The organism is Pseudomonas yamanorum (genome assembly GCF_013386765.1).
Lineage (GTDB): Bacteria > Pseudomonadota > Gammaproteobacteria > Pseudomonadales > Pseudomonadaceae > Aquipseudomonas > Aquipseudomonas yamanorum_A.
Map to the genome: position 1 here is coordinate 1 of NZ_JACARE010000023.1, position 26837 is coordinate 26837.

Sequence of the window (26837 nt, forward strand, 5' to 3'; positions counted from 1 at the left end):
CGGAGCGGGTAAACCGGCAGGACGCCGGTTTAGCCGCGACGGGGCAGGGACGCCCCGTCGCGGCGGCCCGCGGAGTAATGCCGGAGTGCGGGCACACCGAGCCTAGGCGAGGTGCCGAGTGGTGGGGCAAGAGCGTTTTGCTTACTTTTGCGCTTTTCAAAAGTGAGCCGCTGTAAGAGCGGAACCAATCGAAGCCGTAACCGAAGAAACGGATATGCCCCCAATCACCGCACCCGCCCTAAAAACCCCTCAATCAACCCATTCACCTCATCCGGATTCTCCAGCGCTGCGAGATGCGCAGTCCGCGCCATCACCACAAACTCCGCCCCGGGAATCACCTGTGCCATGGCCCGGGTTTCCACCACGGCAAACGTGCGATCTTCTTCACCCGCCACCACCAACACCGGCGCACGAATCGCCGCCAGCAACGCCCTCTGATCCGGCCGCTTGGGCACCACGCTGTCCACCGCCCAGGCGACCGAATCCACATCACATTCCGCCAATGCCTGATGAATCCGGGCGATCGCCTCAGGCCGTTGCCGCTCGGTAGTCGGCCCGACAAAAGCGCGGGTCGCCGTACCCACCATCCCCAGCCGAAACCCACCCAACAGCCGAATAACCACCGCCAGCAGCGGAAACTCAAGGCGATGCCGCAACCCCGCCGGCGACGCCGTACAGTTCATCAACACCGCCGCCTCGACCCGCGTCGGATACATTGCTGCAAACGTCCCGCCAATCATCCCGCCCCAGGAGTTCCCCACGAAGGTGCAGCGCTCAATCCCCATCCCATCCAACACCTCACTCACACACCGCGCACACTCGGCAAAGGTAAACGCGCGGCTCAGCGCCTCACTGTCACCATGCCCCGGCGGGTTGATCAGCACCACCCGATAGCGCGGGCTGAAATACCGCGCCTGGGCCATCCACATGCGCGCATCCATCAACAGGCTGGACCAGAACACCATCGCCGGGCCCTCGCCGACACTGCGCACGCGCAAGCGGCCGAGGCAGGTGGGGACGTCCTGAACCTGAAGATCCTGATAATCAAGCAGCGCCATGACGGCCTCGCGCACAAGGGAGATGAACGCCTTAGCCTATACCTGCCGGGCTGCAGGCGGCGTTATCAGCCCATATCAGCCGCGGTGATAAATCGCCGAGCCAGAAACCCATACAGCAGATAACCAAACGCCAACACCAGCATCGCGCCAAACACCGCTTCCTCCCCGCAGGCATAAATCGCATACAGCGAATACCCCACGGCAATCAGCATCACCGCCGTATTACGCGCATAAATCGATGCAGCCACCCGCGCCTTGTGCATGATCACCAACAACCCGGTAAGCGCGGTGACGTAGGGGATCAAATTGGTCACCACCGCCAGGTTCACCAGCTTGCTGAACTGGGCGCTGGCGGTGGGCGAGATGGTCGACAAGGCAATCAGGCTCTGCAACGCCCCGCACGCGATCAGCCCCAAAACGGGCGCCTGCGCGCCGCTCACCCGGCTGAAGAAGCGCGGAAACAGGCGCTGGTCCGCCGACATCTTGGCCGTCTGCGCCAGGGTGAACTGCCAACCCAGCAGCGAACCAATACACGCCACCACGGCCAGCGCCATGATGATGTCGCCCACCAATGGCGTGAAGATCTGCGCATACACCAGGGCAAACGGCGCTGAAGACTCGGCCAGCTCGGCATTGGGCACGATGCCCTGGATCACGCTGGTGGACAGCACATACACCAGCGCCGCACCCAGGGTACCCAGCAGGCAGGCCAGCGGCACGGTGCGCCTGGGGTCTTCCACGGCGTCATAGCCCTGGGCGGCGGACTCCATGCCCAGGAACGCCCAGAGCGTCAGCGGAATACTCGCGCCAACGGCGTCCCACAGTTGCAGTTGGTTGGGGTTCCAGGCGGCGCTGAACACCTCGGTCTTGAAATAGAACCAGCCGATCACACTCAAACCCGCCACGGGAATGATCACGCCCCACACCGTGACTACGCCGATCCGGCCGGTCAGGCGCGGGCCGCCGAAGTTGGCCACGGTGGTCAGCCAGATCAGCCCGAGGGTACCGATAAACAACGGGATCGGCCCGCTGCCCAACCACGGGATAAAGGACGACAGATAGCCCACCGCCGAAATCGCGATCGCCACATTGGCGATGATCAGCGACAGGAAATACAGGAACGAACACAGGAAGAACCCCGACTTGCCGTGGGCCTCTTCGGTATAGGCCGACATGCCGCCCGTGCGCGTACAGAAGAGGCCGCATTGGGCAAAGCAATACGCGATCGCCATCGAGCCCACGGCGGTGATCACCCACGACAGCAGCGAGATCGCGCCCAATTGCGCCATGCTGGCCGGCAACATGATGATGCCGGAGCCCATCATGTTGATCGCCACCAGAGTGGTCAGGCCTAAAAGGCTCATCTTCTTGCGTGGTTCGGCCATCGGCAACTCCTGGTCGTGGGGGCGTGCGATGGCAGGCTAGCACGCGGTGGTCACTTCGCCTTCGGGCCGCGGTTTTCACCCAGGATTCGCGCCGCGTCCCGCGCCGGCGGCAGGCCGAACACCCGGGCGTAATCCCGGCTGAACTGGGTCGGGCTTTCATAGCCGACCTCAAAGGCGGCGCTGGTGACGTTTTTGGCGCCGGCTACCATCAGCGTGCGGGCCTGCAGCAGGCGCACGCGTTTTTGGTACTGCAACGGGCTCAGGTTGGTGACGGCCTTGAAGTGGCGGTGGAAGGCCGACACGCTCATTGCGGCTTTCTGCGCCAGGGCTTCCACCCGGATGGGCTCGGCGAAGTCCCGGCGAATCCACTGGATGGCCTGGCTCACCCGGGCCATGGCGGTGTCCGGCGCGGCTATCTCCCGCAGCATCCAGCCGTGGGGGCCTTGCAGCACGCGGTAGAGAATCTCGCGCTCGTAAACCGGGGCGAGGGCTGCGATTGCCTCAGGGTTGCCCATCAGCCGCAGCAGGCGCAGCCAGGCGTCCATCAGTTCGGGCGTAACGGCGGCCACCGAAAACCCCGCCTCGTGGTCGTAGCGCCCGGCAGGTTTGGGCAAGTCGCCGAGCAGCGTCGCGAGTATCGCCGGGTCCAGTGTCAGGCTGACCGCCAGGTAAGGTTCACCGGTGGCCGCCGGGTGCACGGTGCCCACGGCGGGCAACTCGATGGACATCACAAAATACGTCGCCGGGTCGTAGCGCAGCGTGCGGTCGCCTACGGTCATGGATTTGCTGCCCTGCAGGATCAGGTTGATCATCGGGTCATACACGGCAGCCAGCATGTGCTCGGGAATCGCGCCCTGGACCATGGCCACGCGCGGGATACCCGTTTCAGTCCGGCGGTTTTCGGCCTTGGCAGCCAGGGCGCGCAGTTCGATCAGTTGTGTGTTCATGGCGGCCATGCTGAGCGCCGAGGGGTTGCCTGTGCAAGCAAAAAGCAGAAACAGGCAGGTTTCGAGCAGGAACGGCTGCGCCGGTGCAGGCGGGCAAGCCTACTGTGGTGACTCATTTGAGTAAGCAGTGGAGCCACACATGGGCGTTATCCTCATTACCGGCGGCAGCCGTGGCATTGGTGCCAGCACTGCAGAGTTGTGTGCCCGTAAAGGCATGGGTGTGATCCTGACCTACAACAGTCATCCGCAAGCCGCCCAGGCGGTGGTGCAGCGGATTGAGACGGCCGGCGGCAAGGCCGTCGCGCTGCCATTGGACGTGGCTGACGTCAGTTCCTTCGAGGGTTTTGGCGAGGCGGTAAAACAGGCGCTGTCGGCAACCTTTGGTGAGAGCGGCTTGAGTGGCCTGGTGAACAACGCAGGTTTCGGCCTGTTCAACCCCCTGGAATCGGTCACCGAGGCCCAGTTCGACGGTCTGCTGAATGTGCACCTCAAAGGCCCGTTTTTCCTGACTCAAGCCTTGCTGCCGTTGCTGCAGGCACACGCCTGCATCGTCAACCTGACCAGCGCGACCACCCGCGTGGCTACCGCCGGCGTCGCGCCTTACGCCGCCTTCAAGGGCGCGCTGGATGTGCTCACCCGCTACATGGCCAAGGAGTTTGGCGAGCGGCAGATCCGCGCCAATGCCGTGTCTCCGGGGGCGATCCGCACTGAGCTGGGCGGCGGGCTCAATGATGAGTTTGAAGCGCTGCTGGCGTCACAAACGGCCCTGGGCCGAGTGGGCGAACCTGAGGACGTGGCGCGTGTGATCGCCATGTTGCTGTCGGACGAAGGCCGCTGGATCAATGCCCAGACGATCGAGGTCGCGGGCGGTTACATCATCTGAAGAGCGAGGCTACAGCATGCTGGATCATATCTTTTTGTCGGTCAGCGACATTCAACGCGCCATCGATTTCTACCAGGCCGTACTGACCCCACTGGGCATCACCACGCGCCACGACTACGCCGGCAAGGACGGTCCGCCGGGCCATCCGGACCTCAAGGGGTTCGGCGCCAACGGACGCATATTCTTCTGGTTGCGCGAGGGCGTGGTTGAGGGCAGGGCGGTGCACGTGGGTTTCGTCGCCAGCAGCCGCGCCGAGGTTGATGCGGCCTACCAGGCGGCGATGAGTGCTGGCGCCGTCGACAACGGCGCCCCGGGCGCGCGTTTGCACTATGACCCGAACTACTACGCCGCCAACGTGCTGGACCCTGACGGCTATAGCCTCGAATTCGTCTACAAGAACTGGCAGCACGCCCAGTCGTAGCAGCTGTCGGAGAGGGAGGCGATCAGCCCGCGGCCTGCGGCTGCATCCTCAACTCACCTTCCACATCCTTGACCAACCCGCTGGTCAGCAACAACGGCGCTACGCGTTTGTGCAGCTGTGGCTCGACAAACTCCTTCACCGTGTCCAGGGCCAGCGCGCCGCTCAGCGGCAGCTCGGCCTTGGTGTAGGACAGCCAGGCCTTTTTCAGCATCAACAGCACGTCGCTGCCGGCGGTGGAGGCGAAGCGGCGGTGGAGTTTCTTGCCGTCGAACTCGAAGGTGTGCTGGAACTCGTAACCCGCCTCGTTGCCTTCACTGGCGACGCAGCGGATGCAGGTGCAGCGGCCATCGCCGAAGGCGCTGCGCAGGTAGCTGTTGAAGTCCACCACGGGCTTGAGTGACAGGCGCTTGTCCACCTCGAACAGGTCGCCGGTCATTTTTTCGTCTGTGTTCAAGGTCCATTTCCTCGCAGCGGTTTTTTCAAGGGCGGCACGATACCAGCCGAAGGCCGTGGGCGGGTAATTTTTGGTCGCTTCAGTGGGGACGTCCATTCGCCAATGCCCTTGTTAGAGTTTCCTTAAATCATCCCCGAGGAAACCGACATGAGCAGCACACCCAGCATCTACAACCATGGCGTTTCATGGGAAGAGGGCAACAGCGTCAGCCAGGGCTACCGCGTCAACGGCATGATCTATATTGCCGGGCAGTTTTCTCACACCCTCGACGGCGAATTCGTTGACGGTGACGCCGCCGTGCAGACGCGCCAGACCCTGGAGAATCTCGACCGCGTGCTGGCAGGCTTTGGCGTCGGGCGCTCGAACATTGCCGCGGTGGATTTCTTCCTGGTGCATGCCAAGCGCGATTTTGACGCGGTGGTGAATGTGTGGAAGGAATACATCGGCGACCATCGCCCGGCTGCGACCCTGGTTGGCGTGAACTACCTGGCGTCGGATGCGCAGATCGTCGAGATCAAGGTGATCGCCCACGCAGACTGATCAGCCGGCCAGTTCATCCACCATCAGGTCGATAAAGCGCCGTACCCGGGGTTCCAGAAAACGTTTGCTCGGGTACATCGCCAGAATCTCCACATCCCCGGGGTCCAGGTCGGGCAGCACCTGCATCAGGCGCCCGGCGGCCAGGTCCTCGGCCACCACGAAATCTGGCAGCAAGGCGATGCCCAGCCCGGACACGGCGGCGTCACGCAGCGCTTCGCCGCTGTCCAGGCGCAGGCGGCTGCGCCCGTAAGCCTTGACCCAGGTGCCGTCCGCTTCGCGAAAGCGCCAGCTTTGCTTGCGCGTGCGGCTGCTGAAATACAGGCAGTCGTGCTGGGCGAGGGCGTCCATGTCCCGGGGTGTGCCGTGCTCGGCGAGATAGGCCGGCGCGGCGCACAGCAGTGCCTGATAACGCGCGACCACGCGGGACACCAGTTGGCGGTCGGTGTTGGCGCTGCCGATGCGGATGGCCAGGTCGAAACCGTCCTCGACGATATCGGCCGTGCGGTCGCTGAAGCTGACTTCCACCTGCACCTCGGGCCACGCCTGCAGGTACTTTTTCAACAATGGCAGCAACACCTTGCGCCCGAAGGCGTCCGGCACTGTGAGCCGCAACAAGCCGCGCGGTACGCCGGTGGGTTGGCCGATGCGGCTTTGGGCATTGTCCACCGCCGCGAGGATTTCCAGCCCCTGGTCATACAGCGCGCGGCCTTCGTCGGTGAGGCTCAAGGTGCGGGTGGTGCGGTTCAGCAGCCGCACGCCCAAGCTGTCTTCCAGGCGCGCCACGGCCTTGCCGGCGGCTGAACGGGTCAGCCCCATGGCCTGGCCGCCAGCGACGAAGCTGGCGCCATCGACCACCGCCATGAAGATCAATATCTCGTTGAGGTTGGTGCGCAGCATGCACAGAGCTCCGGGCGCAGGGAAAAGGGCAGGGCGGGCAATATAACAGTGCTGCTACTGGAAGACGTGGGCATCTGGCTGCGTACGATCAGGCAGGCGAATGACAAGCTTTTTTCGCATATCAATAGACCCCGATATTCTTTTCCGGACTTAGAAATCACCGCTACGCTCGCTGCCATTCCCCCACATGGCAGCACCCTCCACAGGTCGACCCCTCATGACAGTGTTCTCTTTCGCTCACGCAGGCCGCAAGCCTGGTCATGGACGTTCCTTGCGCATGGTTTTGGCGCTCACCACTCTTCTGGCCCCGTTGCTGACGCATGCGGCGACCCTGGATGAAGTCAAGCAACGCGGTTACCTGTCGGTGGCCACGGAAGATGAATTCCGCCCCTTCGAGTTCGTTGACGACGGCAAGCCCAGCGGCTTCGATAACGAACTGGTGCAAAAGCTCAAGGCCGCCGGCCCGCTGGATGTGCACCAGCAAATCATGCCGTTCACCGGGCTGTTGGCAGGTGTGGTCAGTGGCAAGTACGACGCGGCCATTACCGGTTTGCTGATCACCCGTGAACGCCAGCAGTCGCTGGATTTCACCACGCCGATTGCCGAGGCCACGGTGTTTTACCTCAAGCGCCAGGGCGATGACCGGATCAAGAACGTGGCCGACCTCAACGGCCTGACCCTCGGCATCCAGGCGGGCAGTGCGATGTATCAGCGCCTGCCGGAGCTTGAGAAACTGCTCGGGGCCAGTGGCGGCAAACTCGGCAAGATCGTGCAGTACACCTCCTATCCCGAGGCCTATCAGGACCTGGCGTTGGGCCGCACCGACTACGTGGTCAACAACATCGTGGGGCTGAACGCCTTGCTCAAGGAAAAGCCGGGTGTGTTTGAACTGGGCCAGGCGGTGTCGAGCAAGACCTATGTTGCCTGGGGCGTGGCCAAGGGTAATCAAAGCGTGCTGGATTACCTGAACAATTTCCTCGCCCAGGAACGCAAGAACGGCGATATCGCGCAACTCCAGCAAAAGTGGTTTGGCACGGTATTCCCCGAGCCACCGGCGCATTTCGTCTCCGAATATTGATTGAACCCACATGAACTTCACTCAATGGGGCCTCGAACCGGGCCCCTTGTTGCTGGGCGCGCTGGTAACGCTGGGGCTGACGGCAATCTCGATTGCCCTGGGCCAGGTTGTCGGCCTGGGTCTGGCGTTGTTGCGGCGCCAGCAATGGCCGTTGCTGGGCCCGCTGTTGGCGGCGTACATCAGCGTGATCCGCGCCACGCCGCTGCTGACCCTGGCCCTGGCGGTGTTCTTCATCACCCCGGCGTTGGGGTATGACATCTCGGCGCCGGCGGCCGCCATCCTCGCCATGACCATCAACACCTCGGCGTTCAACTGCGAAATCTGGCGCGGCGGTTTTGCGCAATTTCCCCGTGACCAGCTGGATGCGTCCAAGGCGGGCGGCATGGGGGCGACGTTGCGGCTACGGCGCATTGTGTTGCCTCAGGTTGGCCGCCAGGTGCTGCCGTTGCTGGTGAATGAAATGACCATCCTGATCAAGAACAGCCCGGCTGTGGCGGTGATCGGCATCGTCGAGCTGACGCGCACCGCCGTGCGTATCGGCGCGAATACCTACCGGCCATTGCCGCCGCTGATCGCGGCACTGGTGCTGTACATCCTGATTATCTGGCTGGTGGTGGCGGCGCAGCGTTACCTCGAACGTCACTACAAGGCGCGCCTCGCATGATCGCCCATGAACTGGCTGTGGCCTGGGAACATGTCGGCGACCTGCTCGACGGTGCCGCGCTGACGGTGATGTTGTCGGTGGCGGCGGGGGTCTCGTCATTGTTGCTCGGCTGCGGCCTGACCCTGGTGTTGATGAGCCGCCAGCGCCGCCTGGCGTCGGTACTGCGTGGCTTTATCGAGCTGATGCGCTGCACGCCGTTCCTGTTGCTGGCCTACCTGGTGTACTACGGCTTGCCGTCTTTCGGGCTGCGCCTGAGCAATATCCAGTCCGGGTTGCTGGCGTTGCTGCTGTACCACGGCGCGTATGTCGCGGAGATCCTGCGGGCCGGTTGGCTGGCGCGGCCCCGTGAAGAAATCGAGGCCGGCTTGGCGTTCGGGTTTCGCGGTGTGTTGCTGGCGCGGCGGCTGATCCTGCCGAACCTGTGGACCAGCTGCGCGCCGGCACTGGGTAACCAGATGATCCAGGTGGTCAAGGACACCTCGTTCCTGACCATCATCGCCGTGCCCGAGCTGACCTCGGCCGCCAACAGCCTGGAATCGAACTACTACATTCCCTTCGCCGCGTTGTTCTCGGCGGTGTTTTTCTACTGGCTGATTTGCGTCGTCATCGAGCTGGGTGTGTCGATGCTGCGGCGCAAGGCGGAGCGTTTCCAATGACTTCCCTGAATAGCCCGACCCCGGTTGCCTTGCAGGTGGCCGGGCTGAACAAAAGCTTTGCCGGGCGCCCGGTGTTGCATGGCATTGACCTGCAAGTGGCGGTGGGTGAGACCGTGTGTTTGCTCGGCCCTTCAGGTGCCGGCAAATCGACCCTGCTGCGCTGCCTGAACTGGCTGGAAGTGCCCGACAGCGGCAGCATCCACATCGCCGGGCAGCGCATCGGTATGAATGCCGACGGCAGCAAAATGTCGGAGCGCAATATCGCCCACATCCGCACCCAAACCGGCATGGTGTTCCAGAACTTCGCCTTGTGGCCGCACTTGACGGTGTTGCAGAACATCATGGAAGCGCCGCTGCATGTGCAGCGTCGGCCCAAACTTGAAGTGCAGGCCGAAGCCCTGGAATTGCTGGCAAAGGTCGGTTTGAGTGACAAGGCAGACGTGTACCCGGCGACCTTGTCCGGTGGGCAAAAACAACGGGTGGGTATTGCCCGCGCATTGGCCAGCCGTCCGCAACTGCTGTTGTTCGATGAGCCCACCAGCGCCCTTGACCCGGAGCGCGTCAGCGAGGTGCTGTCGATCATGCAATCCCTCGCCCAGGCGGGCATGACCATGGTGGTGGTCACCCACGAGATGGAGTTCGCCCGGCGCAGTGCCGACCGCATTGTATTCATGGATCACGGGCGGATTGTCGAGACGGCCACCCCGGCGGCATTTTTCAGTGCGCCGCAAACCCGGCGGGCTCAGGAATTTCTTTCGCATCGCCACCCGGAGGCGGTCGCCCAACATGTCTGACACTCATCCCAATACCCTGGCGCTGGCGCGCATTCTCGCCACCGAGCCGGTGCTGGTTGGCGCGCAAACCGCGTCGTCTGCCCTCGGGCTTGAAGCCGGGCACCTGGGGCATGCCGGCCCGCCGTTCGCCCATACCGGCGAGATTCCCGCCGTGGTACTCAATGCCCTGGCGGGCGCGACTGTGCACGAAGGCTGGGCGGGTGACCTCGACGGCGCCCGGCGGCTGATTCTCGAAGGCAAAATCACTCTGCACGCCAACCATGACCTCGGCACCGTTTCGCCCATGGCGGGCGTGGTGCGCCCTGGCCAGTTGCTGATGCGCATCGAGCACCGTGCGGGCGATGAAGTGGTTCACGCCACCCTCGCCGAATCCGGGCGCCGGGCACTGCGGTTTGGTTGCTACGACGAACAGATCGCCGCGCAACTCGACTATCTGGATCGGGTGATTGGCCCGGCGATCGTCAAGGCGTTGCCTGCCGCCGGTCTGCCGCTGTTGCCGTTGATTGCCCAAGGCGTGGCGTTGGGGGATGACACCCATCAACGCAATGTCGGCGGGATGTATGCCTTCACGCAGGACTTGCCGGGCCTTGAAACCGAGGTGCGCCAATGGTTGCTGGGCAATCCGCAGCACTTTCTGAATTACGCCATGGCCGCTGCCAAGCTGGCCCTGGACCGTGCCAGCGGTATTGAAGGCTCGTCGATCATCACCGCGATTGCGCGCAACGGCGTGCACTGCGGCGTGCGTATTGCCGGGGCAGGGCGGCGCTGGTTTACCCATGCGGCCACTGCGCCTCAGGGCTACTTTTTTCCACCGCACCTGTCCGGCGACGGCCAGGCCGACCTGGGTGACAGCGCCATCGTAGAAGCCTATGGCCTGGGTGGCACCATCGCGCACGCAGCGCCTGAGCTGGCGCAGTTGATGGTTCAGGATTGGCCGCAGGCCAGGGCCGCCGGGCGGCGCATGCGCGAGTTGTTTGTCGGCCAGCACTCGTTGATTGCCCCGGCCCTTGCAGGCAGTCGTGGGGTTGGCGCGGGTCTCGATGCTCGCGCGGTAGTAGCTGCGGGCGAACCCGTGCGGATTCATACCGGCATTGCCCACCGCGATGGCGTGACCGGCTGGGTCGGCATCGGCGTGGCCCTGGCGCCGGTGGAGTGTTTCCAGAAGGCGCTCGCAGCGCTCTAATTTTCTGTTTGAGGATTTTCCAAATGTCCCAAGACACCGTGCATCACTTTGTACCGAATGCCAGCCCGCCGCCGCCTTCGGCCATGTACTCCCACGCGGTGCAGGCCGATGGCTGGCTGTACGTCACCGGGCAATTGCCCACTGACCCGGATGCGCCCAGCGCCGAGTTGCGCGAGGGCATCGAAGCTCAGGCGCAGCTGTGTTTCGAGAACCTGCGGCGCATCGTCGACCACGCCGGTTACAGCCTGGATGACACGCTGTTCGTACGCATCTACCTGAGCGACTACGACAACGATTTCGCGCTGTTCAACAGCGTGTACGTCCAGCATTTCAACAACCCGCAAAAGCTCCCGTCACGCACCACCGTCGGCGTTACCCGGTTGGGTCGCCAGGCGTTGGTGGAGATTGACCTGGTGTGTTTCAACCGTAAGCACAAGACGCTTTAACCCCATCCACAAGGAGGTATTTTTTCATGCGTATTCGTCCCCCGTTCACCGTGCTCGCCGCATCCCTCGCGGCCGCCACTGCACTGCTCAGCCCGGGCGCCCAGGCCGAAGGCAAGATCAGCATCGCCCAGCAATTCGGCATCGGCTATTTGATCCTCGACGTGGTGCGCGACCAGAACCTGATCGAGAAACACGGCAAGGAGCAGGGCCTGGACATCAAGGTGGAGTGGAACAGCATTTCCGGCGCCACGGCGATGAACGAGTCGCTGCTGGCCGGTGCGCTGGACGTGGTATCGGCGGGTGTGCCGCCGATGCTCACGCTGTGGGACCGCACCAAGGGCAAGCAGAACGTCAAGGCTATCGCCTCGCTGGGCTCGATGCCCAACTACCTGCTGACCAATAACCCGGACGTGAAGACCCTCAAGGACTTCAGTGAAAAAGACCGCATCGCGGTGCCGGCGGCGGGGGTGGGCTTCCAGTCGCGCACCTTGCAGATTGAAACGGCCAAGCAGTTCGGGAATGACAACTACAAGAAGTTCGACGACATCTCCATCAGCCTGGCGCACCCGGACGCCACCGCCGCGCTGATTGCCGGCGGCTCGGAGATCAACGCGCACTTTTCCAGCCCGCCGTTCCAGTACCAGGAGCTGTTGAATCCCAAGGTGCACAAGGTGCTGAGTTCCTACGACATTCTCGGCGGCCCGGCCACGTTTAACGTGCTGTACACCACCGAAAAATTCCACGACGAAAACCCCAAGACCTACAAGGCGTTCTATGACGCGCTGGCCGAGGCCGAGAAAATCATCAAGGCCGACAAGCCGGCTGCGGCCCAGGCTTATATTCGTGTAGAGCAGTCGAAGCTACCGCTGGCGCTGGTGGAGAAGATCGTCCAGGACCCGGAGATCGACTTCACCATCGTGCCGCAGCGTACCTACATCTATGCCGAGAAATTGCAGGAGCTTGGGGTGCTGAAAAACAAGGCGGGGAGCTGGAAGGATTACTTTTTTGAAGAGGCCCATGGCGGTGACGGGAGCTGACACCGTCCCGGATTGAAACGCGCACAAAAATGTAGGAGCTGGCTTGCCTGCGATGGCGGTGGATCAGTCAATACATGTGTTGGCTGACCCACCGCCATCGCAGGCAAGCCAGCTCCTACATTTGATCTGAGGTGTTTTCAGGTCCCTGCAAGACTGGTTTTGATCCAGTCATACAAGTGATTCCCCTCACTCGACAACTCGCTGTTGGCCCGCCGGCACAGGTAGTACTGGCGGCCATCATCGACCTGCAAATCAAACAGCTTCACCAACTCCCCATTCGCCACATGCGGCGCCACCAAAGGCTCGCGCAGCAGTGAGCAACCCAGCCCGGTCAGCGTCGCCGTCAGCGCCAACTGACCATCCTCCAGCAGCAAACCATTCAACGCCGTGCCGTGATGCACCTCTGCCGCCTGGAACCATTGGCTCCAGGTGCCGCGCTCTTCGTCGTGCAACAACGGCAACTCGCTCAGGGCTTCGGGCGAGTCGATCGGGCCGTGTTGCTCCAGGAATGCCCGGCTGCAATAGGGCGTCACCGCTCCCGAGATCAACGGCTCGCTGTGGTACCCCGGCCAGTGCCCGGTGCCGAAGCGGATCGACAGGTCGGCCGCGTCGCTGGGGTAGCTGCGGTGGTTGGCGTAGGTGACGTTGATGTCCAGCGCCGGATGGTCCTTGAGGAACTGCGCCAGGCGCGGGATGAACAGGTTGATGCCGAACAGCGGGATCAGGCTGATGGTGACCTGGCGCGTGGCGCTTTTTTCCCGCACGTGTTCGGTGGCGCTGCGCAATACGGCAAAGGCCGAGCGGATCGCGCGGTAATACTCGCGGCCTTCTTCGGTCAGCACCAGGTTGCGGCCCTGACGCAAGGTCAACGGCTGCTGCAAAAAGCTTTCCAGCAGGTGCAGTTGATGGCTCACGGCCGAGGGCGACACATCCAGCTCGCGGGCGGCGGAATTCACCCCGCCATGGCGGGCAAACGCTTCGAAGGTGCGCACGGCACGCAGCGGTGGGTCATTGGCTAACTGTTCTAAATTATTCATGTATTGAATTAAATACCAAGTGAGTTGGTAAATAAAGAGCCATAAATGCCGTATTAATGGCGTTTATAGCGCTTTATTCGTTTGGCATAACCATATGAATTTCTGATATTTGATAAAAACAGAATAGATGCTTAGTGTGCCGCCCTCGTCAGTAGTGAGGTCGATGGTTTCCATGGATGCGTTTATCCAGCAACTGCTCAATGGTTTGATGACGGGCAGTCTCTACGCGCTAGTGGCCTTGGGTTACACCATGGTCTACGGCATTTTGCGGATCATCAACTTTGCCCATGGCGATGTGTTGATGATTGGCGCTCTGGTGGGCCTCTCGGTGATTCGCCTGTTGCAGGCGACATGGCCGGCGATGCCGCCGGTGCTGGTGCTGCTGGTGGCCACCGTGATCGCCATGGCGTTCTGCGCGGTACTTGCGGTGCTGATTGAGCGCGTCGCCTATCGACGCCTGCGCAACGCGCCGCGCCTGGCGCCGTTGATCAGCGGCATCGGGGTGTCGTTGTTGCTGCAAACCATCGCAATGCTGGTGTGGACGCGCAACCCGCAGATGTTCCCGCAACTGCTGCCGCTGGAACCGATTGAAGTGCTTGCCGGCGCTTCGGCGCATCCGGCGATCACCAATGCCACGGCCCTGACCACCATTGCCGTCGCGCTGTCAGTGATGGTCGCGTTGCTGGTGCTGGTGGAACGCACCCGCTTTGGCCGGGCCATGCGCGCCGTGGCCGAGAACCCGCAGGTAGCGAGCCTGATGGGCATCAACCCGAACCGCATCATCGTGCTGACCTTCGCCATCGGCGGCGCCCTGGCGGCGCTGGCCGGGATCATGATGGCGAGCAACTACGGCAGCGCGCATTTCTACATGGGCTTCCTGCCGGGCATCAAAGCCTTTACCGCAGCGGTGCTGGGCGGCATCGGCAACCTCAAGGGCGCGATGCTCGGCGGCCTGCTGCTGGGTTTGATCGAGGCCTTGGGCACTGGCTATCTGGGCGCCGCCACTAACGGTGTGTTCGGCAGCAATTACCAGGATGTGTTTGCCTTTATCGTGTTGATCGCGGTGCTGGTGTTTCGTCCTTCGGGGCTGTTGGGCGAACGACTGGCGACCCGCGCATGAGTGTCCTGAATACTGCCAGCCAGCGCGCCAGCCTCGGCTTTGTGCTGTTTGCCGTGGCGCTGGTGCTGGCGCCGTGGATTGTCGGGCATGCCGGTGGCAACACCTGGGTGCGTACCCTCGATTTCGCCTTGCTGTACATCATGTTGGCCCTGGGCCTGAACATCGTCGTGGGCTACGCCGGGTTGCTGGACATGGGCTTTATCGCGTTCTACGCGGTGGGCGCCTACCTCGCGGCCTTGCTGTCGTCGCCGCACCTGCTGCAGCAATTCCCGGCGCTGATGGCGTTGTTGCCGGCGGGCATGCACACCTCGATCTGGCTGATCCTGCCATTGGCAGCATTGCTGGCGGCGGGTTTCGGCGTATTGCTGGGGGCCCCCACCTTGCGCCTGCGCGGCGATTACCTGGCCATCGTCACCCTGGGCTTTGGTGAAATCATCCGCATCCTGCTGCGCAACCTCGACCGCCCGGTGAACATCACCAACGGTCCCAAAGGCATTGCCCAGGTCGACCCGGTGAACCTGCTGGGGATCAACCTCGGGCGCACCCAGGAGCTGTTCGGCCTGCGCCTGCCTTCGGTCTATCTGTATTACTACCTGTTCGCTGCGCTGGTGGTGCTGATCCTGTTTGCCTGCATTCGCCTTGAGCGTTCGCGCATCGGCCGGGCCTGGGTGGCGATCCGCGAGGACGAAGAAGCGGCCCAGGCCATGGGCGTCAACACGCTGCGTTTGAAGCTGTTGGCGTTCGCCATCGGCGCCGGGTTTGGCGGGGTGAGTGGGGCGTTATTTGCTTCGTTCCAGGGCTTTGTCTCGCCGGAATCCTTCACCCTCAACGAGTCCATTGCGGTGCTGGCGATGGTGGTGCTCGGCGGCATGGGGCACATCCCGGGGGTGATTCTTGGCTGCGTATTGCTGGCGGCATTGCCCGAAGCGCTGCGCGCAAGCATGGGGCCGTTGCAGCAGGCGCTGTTCGGCCAGGTGCTGGTGGACCCGGAAATCATCCGTCAGTTGTTCTACGGGTTGGCGCTGATCCTGGCGATGCTCTATCGCCCGGCAGGCCTGTGGCCAAAAGGAGTGGCGCGATGAATCAGCCGTTGTTGCAGATCGACCAGGTGAACAAGCATTTCGGCGGCGTGGCGGCGCTCACCGACGTGAGCCTGAGTATCCAGCCCGGAGAGATCTATGGATTGATCGGCCCCAATGGCGCCGGCAAAACCACCTTCTTCAACGTGATGACCGGCCTGTACACCCCGGATTCCGGGCGCTTCCAGCTCGACGGCCAGGACTACAAACCGGCCAGCGTGCATCAGGTGGCCCAGGCCGGCATTGCCCGGACCTTCCAGAACATCCGCCTGTTCAACGCCATGAGCGCCCTGGAAAACGTCATGGTCGGCCGCCATGTGCGCACCCGCAATGGCTTATGGGCCGCCTTGAGCCGCCATCGCCGGGCCCGGGAAGAAGAAGCGCAAACCCGCGCCCATGCCCATCGCCTGTTGGCGTATGTGGGGCTGGCGGGGTTCGCCAATTACCGCGCCGACAGCCTGTCCTACGGCCATCAACGTCGCCTGGAAATCGCCCGGGCATTGGCCACCGAACCACGGCTGCTGGCCCTCGACGAGCCTGCAGCCGGGATGAATGCCAGCGAGAAAGTGCAACTGCGCGGCCTGCTGGAAAAGATCCGCGACGACGGCCACACGCTGCTGCTGATCGAGCACGACGTAAAGCTGGTGATGGGCGTTTGCGACCGCATCAGCGTGCTGGATTACGGCCAGGTGATTGCCGTGGGTGCGCCCGCCGAGGTGCGCCGCGACCCGGCCGTGATCCAGGCCTATCTGGGAGCCAGCGCGCATGTCTGACCCGCTATTGAAAGTCTCCGGCTTGCAGGTGCGCTACGGCGCCATTGAAGCGGTCAAGTCCCTGGATTTGCACATCGGCGAAGGCGAGCGCGTGACCCTGATCGGCGCCAACGGTGCCGGCAAGACCTCCAGCCTCAAGGCCCTGACCGGATTGTTGCCGGCAACGGCGGGGCAGATCCAGTTTGCCGGGCGTTCGATCCTCGGCCAGGCGCCGGACCAATTGCTGCGCCAGGGCATCGCGATGGTGCCGGAAGGGCGCGGCATCTTTGCGCGCATGAGCGTGCTGGAAAACCTCCAGGCCGGTGCCTTCCTGCGCCGCGACACCGAACAGGTCAACCGCGAGATCCGCCAGTTGTTCGAACACTTCCCGCGTCTGGAAGAACGCCTGCACCAGTCCGCCGGCCTGCTGTCCGGCGGCGAGCAACAAATGCTCGCCCTGGCCCGGGCGCTGCTGTCCAAACCGCGCTTGCTGGTGCTGGACGAACCGTCCATGGGCCTGGCGCCGATCATGGTGGAGAAGATCTTCCAGGTGATCGACGACGTGTGCCGCCAGGGCATGACCCTGCTGCTGGTGGAGCAGAACGCCCGGCTGGCACTGCAGGTCACCGACCGCGCCTATGTGATGGACACCGGGCGCATCAGCCTCAGCGGCCCGTCCCATGAATTGCTTGACCACCCCGAGGTGCGCAGTGCCTACCTCGGCGAATGAATTAACCCCTGACGCTACCGGACGCCCGGCGTGTTCCGACCAGCCCGTAAAGAAACAGGAACCACTGATGAAGACTTTCAAGCACACCTTATTGATCGGCCTGGCCTTGAGCAGCCTGGCGAGCGCCGTGGCCCAGGCCGACCAGACCGTACTGATCGGCCTGGCCGGACCCTTGACCGGCCCGTCGGCACGGATCGGCAAGGACCTGGAAAACGGCGCGCAACTGGCCATCGATGCGGCCAACGCCAGGCACCCGAAAATCAACGGCGAGGCGGTGACATTCAAGCTGTTGTCCGAGGATGACCAGTCCGACCCGCGCACCGCCGTCACCGTGGCCCAGCGCCTGGTGGACGAAGGCGTGGTGGGCGTGGTTGGCCACTGGAACACCGGCACCAGCATTCCGGCGGCGCGGGTTTACCACGATGCGGGCATCGCCCAGGTCGCACCGGTGGCCACCGGGCATGCCTATACCCAGCAGGGCTTCGACACCAGCTTCCGGATCATGGGCCATGACGATGATGGCGGCCAGGTGGCCGGCGACTATGCTTTGAACACCCTCAAGGCGCGACGCATTGCGGTGATCGACGACCGTACCGCGTTCGGCCAGGGCCTGGCGGACCAGTTCGTCAAATCCATCGAGGCCGGCGGCGCCAAGGTGGTGTCCCGTGAATACGTCGACGACAAGACCATCGACTTCAGCGCGGTGTTGACCAATATCCGCAGCCAGAACCCGGACCTGATTTTCTTCGGCGGCGTTGATTCCCAGGCCGCACCGTTGGCCCGTCGCATCAAGCAGTTGGGCATCAAGGCACCGTTGATGGGCGCTGGCGGGTTTGTCAGCCAGACGTTCCTGCAACTGGCGCAGAACGAAGGCGAGGGCGTGATTGCCCTGGAACCGGGTTTGGCGGTTTCGCAGATGCCAGGCGGCAAGGCGTTTGAACAGGCTTACAAGGATCGCTACAAGGCGCCGATCGAACTGCATGCGCCGTTTGCCTATGACGGCGTCGGGGTGTTGGTGGCGGCGATTGAAAAGGCCGATTCGGTGGACCCGCAAAAGTACCTGCCGGTGCTGCGCGCCATCAGCTACCAGGGCGTGACCGGGACTATCGCGTTCGATGCCGAGGGCAATCTGAAGAAACCGTCGTTCACCGTGTATCAGGTCAAGGGTAATCAGTGGCAGCCCGTCAGCGTGGCAGGCGGCAAGTAACAACCACCCTTGTAGGAGCGAGCTTGCTCGCGAAAAACGTTCAGTCAACGCAGCGATGCGCCTGAAATATCTTCGCGAGCAAGCTCGCTCCTACAGGTTTTACGGAGGCACACAATGAGCAAGCTGGAAGGTGAACTGGGCATCCTGGCCCGGCGGCGGATCGAAGCCGAAATCATCAAGCCGATCTACGAGATCTTGGTGCGCGAGCAGGGCAAGGAGTTTGCGGCGGCGGTGATCGGCGAAGCGGTGGGCAACGCGGCGATCCAGGCCGGCAAACACTTTGCCGAACTGGAAGAGCAGGGCGCCGACCTCGAGAGTTTCGTCGAGCTGCAAGTGCTCTGGGAAAAGGACGATGCGCTGAAGGTCGAGATCATCGCCAGCGACGCCGAGCACTATGACTATGACGTGAAGCGCTGCCGCTACGCCGAGATGTACCACGAGATGGGCCTGGGCGAGATCGGGCACCTGCTGTCCTGCAATCGCGACGAGTTGTTTATCGTCGGCTACAACCCGGACATCAAGCTGACGCGCACCCAGACCATCATGGGCGGCGCCCATCACTGTGACTTTCGCTACCGGGCCAAGCCTCAGGAGCCGCGTTCATGAGCGACTTGGCACGGGTCAATGGCGAGCGCCTGTGGGACTCGCTGATGGAAATGGCGCAGATCGGCGGCACGGAAAAGGGCGGGGTTTCGCGCCTGGCCCTCACCGATGAGGACCGCCGGGGTCGTGACCTGTTTGTGCAATGGTGCGAGGCGGCGGGTTGCAGCATCCGGGTGGATGCCATGGGCAATATCTTTGCCCGTCGCGCCGGGCGGCAGGATCACCTGGCGCCGGTGTTGACCGGTTCCCATGGCGACTCCCAGCCGGCGGGCGGCAAGTACGATGGCATCTATGGGGTGCTGGCCGGGCTGGAAGTGCTGCGCACCTTGAATGACCTGGGGATCGAGACCGAGCGGCCTATAGAAGTGGTGAACTGGACCAATGAAGAAGGCTCGCGGTTCGCCCCGGCGATGATTTCTTCGGGGGTGTATGCCGGGGTGTTTGACCTGGAATATGGCCTGTCCCGGGAGGACAAGGCCGGCGTCACCATCGGCCGGGCGTTGCAGCAGATTGGTTATGCCGGCACGCACCCGGTGGGTGGTCAGGCGGTGCATGCCGCGTTTGAGCTGCATATCGAGCAGGGGCCGATTCTTGAGGCCCAGGACCTGACCATCGGCGTGGTCACCGGTGCCCAGGGCCAGCGCTGGTATGAAGTGGAACTGAGCGGGCGCAGTGCCCATGCCGGTACCACGCCGATGGATCATCGCCTGGATGCGTTGCTCGGGTTTGCCCGGGTGGTGGAGGCGGTCAACCAGATTGGCCTGGAGCAGGGCGCCGAAGGGCGGGCGACGGTGGGCATGGCGAATATCTTCCCCAATTCACGCAACGTGGTGCCGGGGCGGGTGTTTTTCAGTGTTGAGTTCCGGCACCCGGATGAAGCGGTGCTGGGGTATCAGGACCAGCAGCTGTACGCGGCGGTGGCGCGGATTGCCGAGGGGATTGGCTTGCAGTACAGCGTGAAGCAGATTTTCCAGTACGCGCCGATTGCCTTCGACAGCGGGTGCGTGGACGTGGTGCGGGCTTCGGCGCAAGTGCTGGGGTATAGCCATCGCGACATGATTTCCGGGGCCGGGCATGACGCCTGCTACCTGAACCGGGTGGCGCCGACGGCGATGATTTTTGTGCCGTGTGTGGATGGGCTGAGCCATAACGAGGCGGAGGAGATTTATCCGCAATGGTCGACGGCGGGGGCGGATGTGTTGTTGCAGGCGGTGTTGGCCAAGGCGGGGGAGTGAGCGAGCGCGATTCAACGGTTCAACTGTATTCCCTGTGGGAGCTGTCGAGCTTTAGCGAGGCTGCGATGGCGGACCGACTGTCGACATCTCTATTGCCTGACAGGGCCTCATCGCAGCCTCGCTAAAGCTCGACAGCTCCCACAGGGGACCAAGTCCTCACAGGGGACCAGGTTCTCACAGGGGGCCAGGTTCTTACAGGGGGCCAGGTTCTCACAGGGGGCCAGGTTCTTACAGGGGGTCAGGTTCTCACAGGGGATCAGGTTCTCACAGGGGATCAGGTTCTCACAGGGGACCCGGTTCTCACAGGGGACCCGGTTCTCATTTTGGGTCTTTGTTGTCTGGTGGTCAGCGGAAGAATTCGCCGGGTGTGGCGTCGAATTGCTGGCGGAAGGCGTTGATGAAGGCTGAGGTGGATTCGTAGCCGCAGGCCAATGCCACGTCGGTCACCCGCTCGCCTTGTTCCAGCGCGGGCAGGGCACTCAGCAGTCGCAGGCGCTGGCGCCAGGCGCGGAAGGTCAGGCCGGTTTCGCTCAGGAATAGCCGGCTGAGGGTTTTTTCGCTCACTGCCAGTTTCTCGCTCCACTGCCGCAGGGTGGTTGGCTGCTCGGGGTGCAGGTTCAGGCTGCGGTAAATCTGGCGCAAGCGGCTGTCGGCGGGCAGCGGCAGCATCAGGTCGACCTTGGGCGCCGCGGCCAGTTGGTCCAGCACCACTTGGGCCAGCCGCCCGTCCGGGCCGTCCTCGGCATATTCCACCGGCAACTCACTGAAGCTGCGGATCAACTCCCGCAACAGGCTGTTGACCGCCAGCACCTGGCAGCGGTCGGCCGCCCAGCCGGTGACGCTGCAATCGAGGTACAAGCTGCGCATCTCCGTATGGGGCGAGCTGAACACCCGGTGCGGCATGCCGGCGGGGATCCATACGGCTCGCTGGGGGGGCGCGACGAAGCGGCCGGCGCTGGTCTGGATCTCCAATACCCCGGAAATCGCATAGGACAACTGCACCCACGGGTGACTATGGCGCCGCGTGAGTGCGCGGTTGGGCAGGGACTCGGTGCGCCCGTACACCGGCCTCGGCAGGCTGGAAAGCCCGGGCACGCTGCGGCGTACGGTTTTGTCATGTCCTTTAGGCGGCATTTACTGGCTCATTGGCGTTAGTCGGTAACAAGCCGTTACGTTAGAGTCGCGACGATGCTCTTGGCAACCCCTGGAAGATTGGCCTATGACCCGCCCACGCTTTTTACCTGACAACTTCACCCTGACCCTGGTGGCCACGGTGATCCTCGCGTCCCTGCTGCCCGCCAGCGGCCAGACCGCCGTGGCCTTCGGCTGGGTGACCAACCTGGCCATCGCGCTGCTGTTTTTCCTGCACGGCGCCAAGCTGTCGCGCCAGGCCATCGTCGCCGGTGCCGGCCACTGGCGCTTGCACCTGCTGGTGTTCAGCCTGACCTTTGTGTTGTTCCCGCTGCTGGGCCTGGCGCTCAAGCCGGTGCTGTCGCCGCTGATCGGCAAAGACCTGTACATGGGCATGCTCTATTTGTGTGCGTTGCCCGCCACCGTGCAGTCGGCGATTGCCTTTACTTCGCTGGCCCGGGGCAATATCCCGGCGGCGATCTGCAGTGCGGCGGCTTCCAGCCTGTTCGGGATCTTCCTCACGCCGTTGCTGGTGACCTTGCTGCTTAACGTGCATGGCGACGGCGGCTCCACTGTTGATGCGATCCTGAAGATCAGCGTGCAACTGCTGCTACCGTTCATCGCCGGGCAAATCGCTCGCCGCTGGATCGGCGAGTGGGTAGGGCGCAACAAATCCTGGCTGAAATTCGTCGACCAGGGTTCGATCCTGTTGGTGGTCTACGGTGCGTTCAGCGAAGCGGTCAATGAAGGCATCTGGCACCAGATTCCGTTGTGGGAGCTGGGCGGCCTGGTGGTGGCGTGCTGTGTGCTGCTGGCGCTGGTGCTGGTGGCCTCCACGGTGCTGGGCAAGGTGTTTGGGTTCAGCCAGGAAGACCGCATTACCATTCTGTTCTGTGGCTCCAAAAAGAGCCTGGCCACTGGTGTACCCATGGCCCAGGTGTTGTTTGCCGGGGCGAGCATGGGCGTGTTGATCCTGCCGCTGATGCTGTTTCACCAGATCCAGCTGATGGTGTGTGCGGCCTTGGCCCAGCGTTATGCCAAGCGTCCGGAATCGATTCCGGAGTTGATGGGGCAAGTCGATCCCTGAACCGTCGTGTTACTATTTTTTGCGCGCAGCTCAAGGGCCGGCATCGGGCCGGCTTGATCTGCGTGCACATGAGTACGACGACCTGTAAATGAGCATTTCCGCCGCAACACCTCAAGCCAACTGGCAACCGGTCTTCGCCCTCGCGTTGGCCGCTTTTGTTTTCAATACCACCGAATTTGTGCCGGTCGGCCTGCTGAGTGCCATCGGCGCGAGCTTCGACATGCCCATCGCCAGCGTCGGCCTGATGCTGACCATCTATGCGTGGATCGTGTCCCTGACCTCGCTGCCGGTGATGCTGCTGACCCGTAACGTCGAGCGGCGCAAGCTGTTGATCGTGCTGTTCGGCATGTTTATCGCCAGCCATATCCTGTCCAGTGTGGCCACCAGTTTTGGCATTTTGATGCTCAGCCGGGTGGGCATTGCGTTGTCCCATGCGTTGTTCTGGTCGATCACCGCCTCCCTCGCGGTGCGCCTGGCGCCGGAGGGCAAGCAGGTGCAGGCCCTCGGGTTGCTGGCCACCGGCACGTCCCTGGCGATGGTGTTGGGTATTCCGCTGGGCCGCCTGCTGGGCGAAGCCATGGGCTGGCGCACCACGTTTCTGGTGATTGGCGCGTTTGCGGCCGGGCTGGTGTTCTGGCTGGCGCGCACCTTGCCGCTGTTGCCGAGCCAGAACTCCGGCTCGTTGCGCAGCCTGCCGCTGCTGTTCAAGCGCCCGGCGCTGGTGGCGTTGTACGTGCTGACGGCGATGGTGGTGACGGCGCAGTTCACCGCCTATAGCTACGTTGAGCCGTTTGTTGAAGGCGTCGCGGGTATGAGTGGCAATACCGTGACCCTGATCCTGTTGGTGTTCGGTGGTGCGGGGATCATTGGTTCGCTGCTGTTCAGTCTGGTGCACCGCTTTAACCCCCATCGTTTCCTGATCACTGCGGTGACTATCCTGGCGCTGTGCCTGGCGTTGTTGCTGCCGTTGAGTGGCGAGGTCTCGTACCTGGTGACCCTGAGTGTGTTCTGGGGCATGGCGATCATGGGTTTTGGCCTGGCGTTGCAATCCAAGGTACTGGTGCTGGCGCCGGATGCTACCGACGTGGCCATGGCGATGTTTTCCGGGATCTACAACATTGGGATTGGCGGTGGGGCGTTGATGGGCAGTTGGGTGGGCAGCCACTTTGGGTTTGCCTGGATTGGTGCGGCGGGCGGGTTGTTGGCGGCGGTGGCGTTGATCGGGTATTGCCTGGCGATTTATCGGTTTGGGCAGGGTGTGGCGCGTAGCCCTCTTTAGGCGCGGTATTCTTGATGCAGTGTATTTTTCCAGGGATTTAGTATGAAAGCAGGGTTGCTGTTCGCTGTTTTATTGATGCTGGGTGGTTGTGTTACCAATCAGCTGCATTTCGCTTCGTATACTTCTGATGCGGAGTTGGCCAGCATTAAGAATAGTGCTGTTCAGTCGGATATTGTCGGGGTGTCGGGTTACGAACGTTGTGGGCCTTGTACCGAGCGCAGCAAGATTGTATGGCATGCCGCGAACCACGAAATGGTCAGCCTTTACGAGGGGATGGCCAATGTCCCTGTTGATGATTGGGTTGGCTTTACCAGGCAGGCGATAGGGTCTGATTCGACATCGTCCATTAAAGCCCGGGTCGAGATTGATCGGGTCTTCGTAAAAACCTGGAGTGATCCCGAATACTATGCGGCTGATGTAGAACTTTCGGTCTATATCGGCGGTGTCAAATATGCCGGGCATTCACGTATCAAGATAAAAGGCGCAGGCCAGAAGGTGCTTCAGCGGGATAAGGTGGCTTTCAATTCAGCCACGCTTGATGCAGTCAGCATGGGGTTGAAGGCCGCTTATCTGGATGCGTTTGCGAAGTTTAAAAACTCAGTCCACTGATTAGCTCTCTGTAGGATTGGGTGTCAGGTTTCCCGCGTTATCGTTGACGTCCATCGCGAGCAAGCTTGCTCCTACAGGAGGATATTTTCATGGTGGTTCGTTTGATTAAACCGGCGGTATTTGCGGTGCTCGCGGGGTTTTCCGTGTTGTGGGTAAGCCCTGTAAGCCTGGCGGCCAGTTTTGACTGTGACCGGGCGAAGGCGGCTGACGAGAAAACCATTTGTGCCACGCGTTCGCTTAATGATCAGGACGTGACCATGGCGCTGCTTTATGACCTGAACCGACACTTTATGGCCATGGGCGGGCGCGGTTCGTTGATGGATGATCAGGCTGTGTGGCTCAAGCAACGGCATACGTGCGGGGCGCAAGTGAGTTGTCTGAGCAAAGCGTATACGCAGCGTATTGCGATGTTGCGTAGCTTTATTGATGAGCGGGTGATGACGAAGGGGCCGTTCTGAACGGCCGTTTACTGCGGCGGCTTACTACGACGGCTTACTGTAGGAGCGAGCTTGCTCGCGAAGAACCTGAGAGCACCGTTGGGTGTCAGGCTTCCCGAGTTATCGTTGACGTCCATCGCGAGCAAGCTCGCTCCTACAGAAGCAGGTGTCGCCAGGCTGGATCCGGCAGCGGTGCCCTTCAATCCATGTCGACATGTCATCTATTACAGATTTTGTAATAGTTTTGCATTGTAGGAAATTACCGTTTCGCCTGTACGATTCAAGTCCTTTTTCTACAACAGGACCTACATGAACACCCTCTCGGAGCCTCCCAGTCGTCTTTCCCCAAGACATTCGCTGCCGCCGTTCCCGTTGATCGCCTGCCTTCAGGCCAAGCACCCCGTATTCCGATTGCCTACCCTTACCCGGTCCCCCGACCGTGCGTTGCCGTGCCCGGCATTCTGAAAAACTTGAAGAGATACTGAAAAATGGAATGGTTAGCGGATCCAACGGCCTGGCTCGGCCTGTTGACTTTGATTGTGCTGGAGCTGGTGCTCGGCATCGACAACCTGGTGTTTATTGCGATCCTGGCGGACAAGTTGCCGCCGGAGCAGCGTGACCGGGCGCGCCTGATTGGTTTGTCCCTGGCCTTGCTGATGCGCCTGGGCTTGCTGGCGAGTATTTCGTGGTTGGTGACGCTGACCCAGCCGCTGTTCGAGGTGTTCGACAAGAGCTTCTCGGGCCGTGACCTGATCATGCTGTTTGGTGGTGTGTTCCTGTTGTTCAAGGCCACCATGGAGTTGCATGAGCGCCTTGAAGGGCATGTCGCCCAACGTACCGGCAACGTGGCTTATGCGATGTTCTGGCCGATCGTTGCGCAGATTGTGGTGCTGGATGCGGTGTTCTCCCTCGACGCGGTGATCACCGCCGTGGGCATGGTGGATGAGCTGGCGGTGATGATGATCGCGGTGATCATTTCCATCGGCCTGATGATCATTGCCAGCAAGCCGCTGACCCGTTTCGTCAACGCGCACCCGACAGTGATCATGCTGTGCCTGGGCTTCCTGATGATGATCGGTTTTGCCCTGACCGCTGAAGGCCTGGGTTTCCATATCCCTAAAGGCTACCTGTACGCGGCCATTGGTTTCTCGATTCTGATCGAGGTGTTCAACCAGATCGCCCGGGCGCGCCGCAAGAAGTCGGCGCAAGGCACGCGGCCGATGCGTGAGCGTACGGCCCATGCCGTGATGCGTTTGCTCGGCGGTCGCAACCTGGCGGTGGAGGAGGTGGGCGAAGAGGTGGCCGACCTGCTGGACAACCCCGATGCCAACGGCGGGCCGCTGTTTGACCGGCGTGAGCGGGTGATGATCAGTGGGGTGCTGCAACTGGCTGAACGCCCGATCCGCACACTGATGACGCCCCGGGCCAAGGTGGACTATATAGATCTGTCGGACGATCCCGACACTATCCGCCTGAAACTGATGCATTCGTCTTACTCGCGGCTGCCCTTGATCCGCAACGGTGCTGTCGACGAGCCATTGGGTTTCGTGCACAAGAAGGAGTTGCTCAAGGAATACCTGGCCGGCAACGAGCCGAACCTGGAGCACCTGGCGCGCCGGGCGATCAACCTGCTGGAGAGTTTTTCGATCCTCAACGCCCTGGAGCAGATGCGCCAGGAGTCCACTCACATTGCCTTCGTGATCAACGAATTTGGCGACTTTATCGGGGTGTTGAGCATGACTGACATCCTGGAGTCCATCGCCGGTGAGTTGCCGGATGCGAGTGAAGTCGAAGGGCCGGATATCGTCGAGGAAGCGGGCGGTTTCCGGGTCAACGGTGCCTTGAACCTCAACCTGATCCGTCAGCGTACCGGTTTCAAGGCGGTGGCGACGGAGGATTACCAGACGCTCGCCGGGCTGGTGATGAGCCTGCTGGATCGCCTGCCGGTGGTGGGCGATAGCCTGGAACATGAAGGCTGGCGCCTGACCGTGGCTGCGGTTGAGGAGCGGCGGGTCACGCAGGTGTTGCTGGCGCCTCTGTAGCTGGATAGCATCGCCGCTCACTGAACCGTTAAGGAAGGGTTACCCG

29 protein-coding genes and 1 pseudogene are annotated in these 26837 nt (G+C 62.2%); 22 read left to right on the forward strand and 8 right to left on the reverse strand.

Features of this window, described 5'->3' with window-relative positions:
• Positions 1-224: 224 nt before the first annotated feature.
• The 3 genes from HX875_RS18555 to HX875_RS18565 form a co-directional block, all read right to left on the reverse strand.
• The gene (locus HX875_RS18555; protein WP_218171967.1) at positions 225-1058 is read right to left on the reverse strand and encodes an alpha/beta fold hydrolase; all 834 of its coding nucleotides are present in this window, start codon (positions 1056-1058) and stop codon (positions 225-227) included.
• A 65-nt stretch (positions 1059-1123) separates the two neighbouring features.
• The gene (gene potE, locus HX875_RS18560) at positions 1124-2443 is read right to left on the reverse strand and encodes a putrescine-ornithine antiporter (protein WP_177044379.1); all 1320 of its coding nucleotides are present in this window, start codon (positions 2441-2443) and stop codon (positions 1124-1126) included.
• 50 nt (positions 2444-2493) lie between these two features.
• Positions 2494-3390: an AraC family transcriptional regulator gene (locus HX875_RS18565; RefSeq protein ID WP_177044382.1), complete on the reverse strand. Its 897-nt coding sequence runs from the start codon at positions 3388-3390 to the stop codon at positions 2494-2496.
• A gap of 139 nt (positions 3391-3529) precedes the next feature.
• Between HX875_RS18565 and HX875_RS18570 the strand changes: the two genes are divergently transcribed.
• Both HX875_RS18570 and HX875_RS18575 read left to right on the forward strand, forming a co-directional pair.
• The gene (locus tag HX875_RS18570) at positions 3530-4273 is read left to right on the forward strand and encodes an SDR family NAD(P)-dependent oxidoreductase (protein WP_177044384.1); all 744 of its coding nucleotides are present in this window, start codon (positions 3530-3532) and stop codon (positions 4271-4273) included.
• A gap of 16 nt (positions 4274-4289) precedes the next feature.
• Positions 4290-4694 (forward strand): VOC family protein, encoded by a 405-nt coding sequence (locus HX875_RS18575; RefSeq protein WP_010173396.1) that lies wholly within the window; start codon positions 4290-4292, stop codon positions 4692-4694.
• 22 nt (positions 4695-4716) lie between these two features.
• Here HX875_RS18575 and HX875_RS18580 read toward each other — a convergent pair whose 3' ends face one another.
• On the reverse strand, positions 4717-5148 hold the full coding sequence (locus HX875_RS18580) for a hypothetical protein (protein WP_177044386.1): 432 nt from the start codon (positions 5146-5148) through the stop codon (positions 4717-4719).
• Between the two features lie 147 nt (positions 5149-5295).
• Between HX875_RS18580 and HX875_RS18585 the strand changes: the two genes are divergently transcribed.
• Positions 5296-5688 (forward strand): RidA family protein, encoded by a 393-nt coding sequence (locus HX875_RS18585; protein WP_177044388.1) that lies wholly within the window; start codon positions 5296-5298, stop codon positions 5686-5688.
• Here the strand turns inward: HX875_RS18585 and HX875_RS18590 are convergent, their stop codons facing one another.
• Entirely contained in the window at positions 5689-6585 is an 897-nt protein-coding gene (locus tag HX875_RS18590; protein WP_177044390.1) for a LysR family transcriptional regulator, read from the reverse strand. It lies immediately after the preceding gene.
• Between the two features lie 277 nt (positions 6586-6862).
• Between HX875_RS18590 and HX875_RS18595 the strand changes: the two genes are divergently transcribed.
• From HX875_RS18595 to HX875_RS18625, 7 genes are read left to right on the forward strand one after another with little or no spacing between them, the layout of a single operon-like run.
• Positions 6863-7663 (forward strand): transporter substrate-binding domain-containing protein, encoded by an 801-nt coding sequence (locus tag HX875_RS18595; RefSeq protein ID WP_177044715.1) that lies wholly within the window; start codon positions 6863-6865, stop codon positions 7661-7663.
• Positions 7664-7673: 10 nt separating this feature from the next.
• Positions 7674-8327 carry an amino acid ABC transporter permease gene (locus HX875_RS18600; RefSeq protein WP_177044392.1) on the forward strand — a complete coding sequence of 218 codons (654 nt, stop codon included), beginning with the start codon at positions 7674-7676 and terminating at the stop codon, positions 8325-8327.
• Positions 8324-8983 carry an amino acid ABC transporter permease gene (locus tag HX875_RS18605; protein ID WP_177044394.1) on the forward strand — a complete coding sequence of 220 codons (660 nt, stop codon included), beginning with the start codon at positions 8324-8326 and terminating at the stop codon, positions 8981-8983. The genes HX875_RS18600 and HX875_RS18605 overlap by 4 nt, the downstream gene beginning before the upstream one ends.
• Positions 8980-9777, forward strand: coding sequence for an amino acid ABC transporter ATP-binding protein (locus HX875_RS18610; RefSeq protein ID WP_177044396.1), 798 nt, complete (start codon positions 8980-8982; stop codon positions 9775-9777). Before HX875_RS18605 ends, HX875_RS18610 begins: the two co-directional genes overlap by 4 nt.
• On the forward strand, positions 9770-10960 hold the full coding sequence (locus HX875_RS18615) for an oxamate carbamoyltransferase subunit AllG family protein (protein ID WP_177044398.1): 1191 nt from the start codon (positions 9770-9772) through the stop codon (positions 10958-10960). Before HX875_RS18610 ends, HX875_RS18615 begins: the two co-directional genes overlap by 8 nt.
• 23 nt (positions 10961-10983) lie before the next feature.
• Entirely contained in the window at positions 10984-11406 is a 423-nt protein-coding gene (locus HX875_RS18620; RefSeq protein ID WP_177044400.1) for a RidA family protein, read from the forward strand.
• Between the two features lie 26 nt (positions 11407-11432).
• The gene (locus HX875_RS18625) at positions 11433-12443 is read left to right on the forward strand and encodes an ABC transporter substrate-binding protein (protein ID WP_177044402.1); all 1011 of its coding nucleotides are present in this window, start codon (positions 11433-11435) and stop codon (positions 12441-12443) included.
• A gap of 137 nt (positions 12444-12580) precedes the next feature.
• On the opposite strand, the gene HX875_RS18630 is transcribed toward HX875_RS18625, so the two are convergent.
• Positions 12581-13480: a LysR substrate-binding domain-containing protein gene (locus HX875_RS18630; protein WP_177044404.1), complete on the reverse strand. Its 900-nt coding sequence runs from the start codon at positions 13478-13480 to the stop codon at positions 12581-12583.
• Positions 13481-13652: 172 nt separating this feature from the next.
• Between HX875_RS18630 and HX875_RS18635 the strand changes: the two genes are divergently transcribed.
• The 7 genes from HX875_RS18635 (at position 13653) to HX875_RS18665 (ending at position 20206) form a co-directional block, all read left to right on the forward strand.
• Positions 13653-14600: a branched-chain amino acid ABC transporter permease gene (locus HX875_RS18635; protein WP_010173388.1), complete on the forward strand. Its 948-nt coding sequence runs from the start codon at positions 13653-13655 to the stop codon at positions 14598-14600.
• Positions 14597-15682 (forward strand): ABC transporter permease subunit, encoded by a 1086-nt coding sequence (locus HX875_RS18640; RefSeq protein WP_177044405.1) that lies wholly within the window; start codon positions 14597-14599, stop codon positions 15680-15682. The genes HX875_RS18635 and HX875_RS18640 overlap by 4 nt, the downstream gene beginning before the upstream one ends.
• Positions 15679-16452: an ABC transporter ATP-binding protein gene (locus tag HX875_RS18645; protein ID WP_177044407.1), complete on the forward strand. Its 774-nt coding sequence runs from the start codon at positions 15679-15681 to the stop codon at positions 16450-16452. Before HX875_RS18640 ends, HX875_RS18645 begins: the two co-directional genes overlap by 4 nt.
• Positions 16445-17161, forward strand: a complete 717-nt coding sequence (locus HX875_RS18650) for an ABC transporter ATP-binding protein (protein ID WP_177044409.1) — start codon at positions 16445-16447, stop codon at positions 17159-17161. The genes HX875_RS18645 and HX875_RS18650 overlap by 8 nt, the downstream gene beginning before the upstream one ends.
• 67 nt (positions 17162-17228) lie before the next feature.
• Entirely contained in the window at positions 17229-18368 is a 1140-nt protein-coding gene (locus HX875_RS18655) for a branched-chain amino acid ABC transporter substrate-binding protein (RefSeq protein WP_177044411.1), read from the forward strand.
• 114 nt (positions 18369-18482) lie between these two features.
• On the forward strand, positions 18483-18974 hold the full coding sequence (locus tag HX875_RS18660; RefSeq protein WP_177044413.1) for an L-2-amino-thiazoline-4-carboxylic acid hydrolase: 492 nt from the start codon (positions 18483-18485) through the stop codon (positions 18972-18974).
• On the forward strand, positions 18971-20206 hold the full coding sequence (locus HX875_RS18665; protein WP_177044415.1) for a Zn-dependent hydrolase: 1236 nt from the start codon (positions 18971-18973) through the stop codon (positions 20204-20206). The genes HX875_RS18660 and HX875_RS18665 overlap by 4 nt, the downstream gene beginning before the upstream one ends.
• Positions 20207-20551: 345 nt before the next feature.
• On the opposite strand, the gene HX875_RS18670 is transcribed toward HX875_RS18665, so the two are convergent.
• Positions 20552-21340, reverse strand: a complete 789-nt coding sequence (locus HX875_RS18670) for an AraC family transcriptional regulator (protein ID WP_177044417.1) — start codon at positions 21338-21340, stop codon at positions 20552-20554.
• An 85-nt stretch (positions 21341-21425) separates the two neighbouring features.
• On the opposite strand from HX875_RS18670, the gene HX875_RS18675 reads away from it, so the two are divergent.
• From HX875_RS18675 to HX875_RS18690, 4 genes are all read left to right on the forward strand, one after another.
• Positions 21426-22424, forward strand: coding sequence for a bile acid:sodium symporter family protein (locus HX875_RS18675; protein WP_177044419.1), 999 nt, complete (start codon positions 21426-21428; stop codon positions 22422-22424).
• Positions 22425-22512: 88 nt separating this feature from the next.
• Positions 22513-23703 (forward strand): sugar transporter, encoded by a 1191-nt coding sequence (locus HX875_RS18680; RefSeq protein WP_177044421.1) that lies wholly within the window; start codon positions 22513-22515, stop codon positions 23701-23703.
• 42 nt (positions 23704-23745) lie between these two features.
• Complete coding sequence (locus HX875_RS18685; protein WP_177044424.1) at positions 23746-24312, forward strand: hypothetical protein; 567 nt, start codon at positions 23746-23748, stop codon at positions 24310-24312.
• A gap of 89 nt (positions 24313-24401) precedes the next feature.
• Positions 24402-24770 (forward strand): lysozyme inhibitor LprI family protein, encoded by a 369-nt coding sequence (locus HX875_RS18690; protein ID WP_177044425.1) that lies wholly within the window; start codon positions 24402-24404, stop codon positions 24768-24770.
• Between the two features lie 35 nt (positions 24771-24805).
• Here the strand turns inward: HX875_RS18690 and HX875_RS32785 are convergent.
• A pseudogene (locus HX875_RS32785) lies at positions 24806-24886 on the reverse strand (outer membrane lipoprotein carrier protein LolA); the annotation flags it as partial.
• A gap of 351 nt (positions 24887-25237) precedes the next feature.
• On the opposite strand from HX875_RS32785, the gene HX875_RS18695 reads away from it, so the two are divergent.
• On the forward strand, positions 25238-26791 hold the full coding sequence (locus HX875_RS18695) for a TerC family protein (RefSeq protein ID WP_177044427.1): 1554 nt from the start codon (positions 25238-25240) through the stop codon (positions 26789-26791).
• Positions 26792-26837 lie beyond the last annotated feature (46 nt).